Consider the following 2,838-nt stretch of genomic DNA (forward strand, 5'->3'; position numbering starts at 1 on the left):
AGATGGTCGCATCTAATCAAAAAAATGTTTTTAAATTCATTTTTCTTATTACAACTTCAATTCTGGTAAACTATTGATCGCCTCCGACTTCAACTTATCCACTGCGCGAGTGTATTTTTCGGTGTGCTTCAATCCACTATGCCCTAACAGGCTTGCAACAGTCTTGATATTGGCACCATTATTCAGGATGTTCACGGCAAAGCTGTGGCGAGCACAATGCCAGCTGATATGCTTATTGATACCTGCACGCTTTACCCACCGTTTTACCGACTTGCAACAACTCTCGTATGTGGGTAAGTTAAAAATGGAGGTATCTAAGTCTTCAGGGGCTTCTCCTATCAATGAAAGCAAACCATCGTTCAAAGGGATAACGACACCGCTATTAGCAGAATGTCCTTTGGTCTTATTCTGCTCAAACTTCAACAGGTGATTGGTGTAGTCGATATTTTTATAGGTTAGGTCTTTCACATCGCAGAAACGTAAACCGCAATACAGGCAGAGAATAAATGCTCGTCGCACATTTGGGTTCTCGTTTTCGTAATGGCATTGGATTAAAGATTGGATTTCGTCCATAGACAATACATCCTTACGCAAGATCTGCTCATCAACCTTGCACACCACACCCTTACATGGATCTTTCAACATCACTTCATGGTCGATAGCATAGCGCACCACTTTCTTGAAACGCTGATAGATGCTCTTTGCACCTTCGCCAACACTTCGTGATTGCAGATACTCCACAAACCGTTCCATCATTTCCTTTGTTATCAAATCGGGCTTAATGCTAAACTCATAGAGTGGGTATTGCTCTTTCAGAAAATCCTTAAAACGATTCAAGGCTATCTTTATCATTCGCAGGTCTTTCTTGGTATAACTGTCTATGTACGCTTGGTAGTAGTCCAAGAAATTAATATTTCTATCCTTCTTCAAACGATAGCCGAGCATGCTTTCTTTAAATTCTTGTTCACGCTCAGCACGGATCTTGGCAGCCAGTTCAAGCGTTTCTTTGTTCTGTTGCCGTTCTATTGGAGTACGAGGCTTGGCTATCAAATACAACTGCAAATTCTCTTTTCGCCTATTGTGCTTGATGTGTACTTTGGGCTTGCCGATCATTTTACCTGTTTCATACAAAACAGGGTTACCGTCCTCGTCCAATACAGGTGTTTCTTCTCTACCAAGATAATACTCTAGATAAAGACTTATCCGACCATCAGATAACACATTTTGCTCCAATTTCGGGTTTTCCTTTGCTTTATTTTCTAATTTTGCCATAGTTGATAGTTATGTACCTAAATGTGTATCAAACCGAGTAAAATCATTAACTCGTTTATTTTCAGATGTTTTCTTATTTTGCAAAGATACTAAAAAGTTCCGAACATCAAAGTGTACTAAAAGTGTACTATCTAACAAAAAACAGGCAAAAAAGGGCAAAATCACCAAATATAAGAAAATTGCAAATAGCTGATTATCAATATAATATATTCTTTTGGTTTCTCTTTTTTTTACGATATTGTACCGGGTCTGGGTACAATGATAAAAGCTAAGTAATTGATTACTCAATACTTAGCTTTTTCTTGTTTTAGGAATGTTCCCAAATTGTTCCCAATCAGCTTATCTTCCTGTAAGACTTTTTCAATATATAATTTTCCACACATAACAAAACATCATCTATGTATTCCTTAGCCTCTTTACTTAGAATACTTATATCACTGATTGTGTAATTTTTGCCAACCTCAGTAAATGTATACTCTCCATGCGCAAGTTTATTTCTTTTTTCTTTTATTTGTACTAAGCCTCTTCCATCTTTAGGTTCTTGGTAACCAAACTGTTTTGCTATTTTACGAATAGCTTTAGCATCCATATTTCCACTAATTTTAATACAGTCTTCTTTGAAAGAAAGTAAGGAGTGCGCTAATATTTTTTGAGATATTCCCGATATAATCAGATAATTCTGATTTGTATTCTTTATGTCACTAATTTCTTGTCTCAACCACAGTTCTTGTACTTTATCTGATATTTGTGCGAACTCTAATTTGTCACCATTGATAGAGTTTATTATTGCTTGTATAGAATTTCTTATAGTAGCCTCTATAAGATTATAAAGTAACAGGAATGCATTAGCTTTCAAGATTCGCGCTAGATCGGTATCAATCTGTCTGACAATAGCATTTCCTGCTAAATCAGTACAAGTTAGTTGACAATTGCCTTTGTCAAGCAACGACAGTGCATCTAAATATTTGTCAACCTCAACACATCTCTTTTTGAATTCATCTTTAGTTTTCTTCATAAGTGAGATTTTCTATTTTATCTAACAAGCAATCGCGAACAAACTCAATACGTTCCTTTAATCGCCCAGGATTGTTACTAGCATCAGAAGTGGTTACTTTCTTAAATTCTATGGAGTTAAGCCAATTTCGATCTTTGACAGTTAAATTTGGCTTTTCCAGCAAGGCAAAATGTATGCCAACAGCTAAAGCCTCAAATCTAACTCTTGGAGTAGATTTATCTCTTTCACTCCTCGCAAAATAACATGGTGCCAATTCCTTTTTTGCAAAATTCAACATAGTCAAAAAAGCATTTCTCATTCGTTCTTCGTCAAACGATGATTTATGAGCTTTCACATAATCATCTAAAAAAGAAGACACATCATGCTTAAAACTTAGATAAGACTCAGAGTAGGCAAAGAATCTTAAAGCCAATTCTTCGTATTCTCCCCTATCAGACCTACTCTTAGAAATAGGACACACTTCATGGAATAACTCATTCTGAGAACATTGGAAAAGCCACACTAATTTGCCCCACGCTAGCAAAGTATTTTAGACCCAGTAAAACGATTTA

Annotated in this window: 3 protein-coding genes; all 3 read right to left on the minus strand. The window is 36.3% G+C overall.

Annotated elements, in window-relative coordinates; genetic code table 11:
- Positions 1-48: 48 nt before the first annotated feature.
- The 3 genes from HMPREF3034_RS11905 to HMPREF3034_RS11915 all read right to left on the minus strand — a co-directional run bounded on the left by HMPREF3034_RS11905 (position 49) and on the right by HMPREF3034_RS11915 (position 2,699).
- Positions 49-1,272 (minus strand): site-specific integrase, encoded by a 1,224-nt coding sequence (locus HMPREF3034_RS11905; protein ID WP_062435787.1) that lies wholly within the window; start codon positions 1,270-1,272, stop codon positions 49-51.
- Positions 1,273-1,606: 334 nt separating this feature from the next.
- Positions 1,607-2,287 carry an MAE_28990/MAE_18760 family HEPN-like nuclease gene (locus tag HMPREF3034_RS11910; protein ID WP_004338036.1) on the minus strand — a complete coding sequence of 227 codons (681 nt, stop codon included), beginning with the start codon at positions 2,285-2,287 and terminating at the stop codon, positions 1,607-1,609.
- On the minus strand, positions 2,274-2,699 hold the full coding sequence (locus HMPREF3034_RS11915) for a hypothetical protein (protein WP_231725680.1): 426 nt from the start codon (positions 2,697-2,699) through the stop codon (positions 2,274-2,276). Before HMPREF3034_RS11915 ends, HMPREF3034_RS11910 begins: the two co-directional genes overlap by 14 nt.
- Positions 2,700-2,838 lie beyond the last annotated feature (139 nt).

The sequence above is a fragment of the Prevotella sp. DNF00663 genome, assembly GCF_001553265.1.
GTDB lineage: Bacteria > Bacteroidota > Bacteroidia > Bacteroidales > Bacteroidaceae > Prevotella.